This is a genomic window from Lactobacillus sp. (assembly GCF_051873315.1).
GTDB lineage: Bacteria > Bacillota > Bacilli > Lactobacillales > Lactobacillaceae > Lactobacillus.
Window position 1 is genome coordinate 1 of sequence record NZ_JBJEES010000053.1, and the last position, 2733, is coordinate 2733.

The 2733-nt window shown below is 52.7% G+C and carries 3 protein-coding genes; all 3 read left to right on the plus strand.

Translation table 11 applies throughout. The features are described from left to right. The coding region (locus tag ACI32D_RS02850; RefSeq protein ID WP_439775139.1) for a dipeptide epimerase at nucleotides 1–1019 on the plus strand (1019 nt) is incomplete at its 5' end. A gap of 1 nt (nucleotide 1020) precedes the next feature. Beyond that, a complete protein-coding gene (locus ACI32D_RS02855; RefSeq protein ID WP_439775140.1) occupies nucleotides 1021–1761 on the plus strand; it encodes a serine hydrolase in 741 nt (246 codons plus the stop codon). Nucleotides 1762–1842: 81 nt separating this feature from the next. After that, nucleotides 1843–2598, plus strand: coding sequence for a MurR/RpiR family transcriptional regulator (locus tag ACI32D_RS02860; protein WP_439775141.1), 756 nt, complete (start codon nucleotides 1843–1845; stop codon nucleotides 2596–2598). Nucleotides 2599–2733 lie beyond the last annotated feature (135 nt).

The following is a 2733-nucleotide window of genomic DNA, read 5'->3' on the forward strand; positions in this document are numbered from 1 at the left end:
TAAAGCAGATTCCTTTAAAGCAGCCCTTCGTCACGGCCCTGCACAGAGTTGACGCTGTCAACGCCGTCCGGGTGACGGTCCGCCTGGCTAACGGGGTAACTGGGGTCGGCACCTGCACCCCTAATGAAAAAGTGACCGGGGACAGCCTGTCCAGCGCCCGGGCCGTTATTGAAGAAACGATCAAGCCCTTGATCCTGGGCAAAAACTTGACCAACTGGAAGGAACTTTTGGCCACGGTAAAAAATTCCATCGTCCACAATGCCCCGGCCAAGGCAGCGGTAGAAATCGCCCTCTACAATACCCGGGCCAACCTTTTTGGCCTCACCCTCTCCCAGCTCTTAGGCGGCAAGGGGGGCAGCGTGGAGACCGACTACACCATCAGCATCGGCAAGGCTGAGCAGATGATCGCTGACGCCCAGAAGATGGTCGACCAGGGCTTCAAGACCCTTAAACTGAAATTGGGGGCCGGCCACTTAAAGCGGGACATCAAGCTAGTCGAAGACCTGGCCTACGCGGCTGGTCCCATGGTTCATTTGCGCTTAGACATGAACCAGGCCTGGGATGTCCGGCAAACTATGCAGGCGGCTCAGTACTGGCACAAGCAGGGCCTTTTGATCGACTTTATCGAGCAGCCGGTCCCGGCCTGGGATCTGGACTCCATGGCCTACTTAACCAGACACTCCCCTTACCCGATCATGGCTGATGAATCTGTAGAAAGCTACCAAGACGCCCAGAAAGTTTTGGCAAAAAATGCCTGCGACTACATCAACATCAAGCTGATGAAGACGGGCGGCTTGTCTGAAGCCCAGAAGATCAACGACTTGGCCGAAAGCCGGGGCGTAGCAACCATGGTCGGCAGCATGATTGAGTCAATCGAATCTTTAGCGGCGGCCTGCGCCTTTTACCGGGCCAACCCGAATACGATTTTTGCTGACCTGGACGCCATCTTCATGGTTGACCAGGACCCGGATTTAAACAGTTATGCCGAATGCGTCGGTGATAATATCGTGGTGAGATAAAATGCTGGATTTTAAAAAAATTGATGACATCCTGGCTCCCTTGCCAGGGAAAACTGCCCTGTTAATCAAAAATAAAACCGGCGTCCTCTACGCCAGCCCCTTAGCCGGGGAAGAATTCAAGTCAGCCAGCTTGATCAAGCTGGCCGTGGCCTGCTACTACCAGGCTCATCCGCAAGATCTAAGCCAGATGGCCCATGTCCCGGAAGACAAAATCGTTGACGGCGGGATGCTCTGCCACCTGGCCCAAAGGGACTGGCAGCTGCGGGACATTCTGGACTTGATGCTGTCGGACTCAGACAACACGGCCACCAACTTTTTGATTGACTTCATTGGCTTTGACAAGATGGCTGCCTGGTTTGAAACAGAATTTGACCACCTTCACCTGGGCCGGTACTTGATGGAAGTGACCGACCGGGAAAACTACATTTCCGCTGAAACTGCCCTGGAGCTCTTAGAGCGGCTCTTAGCTGACCCGTCTCCTTTTGGCCAGGTCTGCCAAAAAGCCCTCTTTTACCAGGAGTCTGTCAACAAGCTCCTCCAGGACCTGCCAGAAGGCTGCTCTTACAGCAAGACCGGGGAGCTGGAAGACACGGAACATGACGCGGCCCGGATTTTTGCCGGGGAAAACTACTATGACATCTGCTTCATGAGCCACTATGAAGGCCTGGAAGAGCGCGAGCAGATCCTCCTGGCCCAGAACGCGGTCGGCAAACTGGCCTACCAGGATTTGACTGAAGAATAAAATATATTCTTTTTGGATAACTAGCCATTTTTATCACTACTGTGATAAAATTAAAACAAATTATCAAAAGTGGGGATATAAATGGACATTACCAATTTTTTCACGGTTGAGACTTCGGAGCTCTCTAAATCCGACCGGAAAATCATGAAGCGAATGACCTCCGACTTGACCAATGTTGAGTCGCTGACCATCAACCACCTGGCTGAAGAAGCGGGAACTTCCCTGGCCTCAGTTCAGCGCTTCTGCCAAAAGATGGGCTATTCCGGCTTTAAGGAATTCAAGTTCCAGCTGCTGACCTACATTAAGAAGCAGGAGAGCCAGGAGGCGGCAGTTTCAAGTAGTGAGTACCTGGACGACTACCATGACGCCATCAACCGGGTCTGGATGAGCAATGAGAAGGACGCGGAAGAATTGGCGGAAGTCCTGACGACCAGCTCGACCAACTTTATTTTCGGGATCTACTATTCTGAATTGCCGGCAAGGCTTTTAAGCATGGGGATGCGGGATTTGGGCAAGTCGACCTACTTTGGGGACAACCTGGCGGCTGGCGAGCACCTTTTCCCCTTAAGCGATGAGAACTCCACGGCGGTCTTTTATTCAGTCTCCGGGATCTCCAAGCTTTTTGGCTCCTCGCCCCTGCCCAAGTCGATCTCCCACTTCAAGCACAGCTACCTGGTTACCATGAACCCGGACACGCCTTTGAAGAAGTACTTTAAGAAGGTCATCGTCCTGCCGGGCAAGAACCTGGCCCAGGGCCTGCCGGTCGACCCCCAGTCGATCCCGGTGGTCTTTACTGAAAGAGTCATTGATATCGCGGCAACCAAACACCGCCGCTAAAGCTGCCGGAAGGCAGCTTTTTTGCTTGGGCTGGAAGCGGCAGTTGGGGACTTTGCGGGGAACATTTTTTCAAAAATGACTAACTACATCGCAAATCAGCCCCTAAAAGTACCTAACTGATGCAAAAATCGTTTG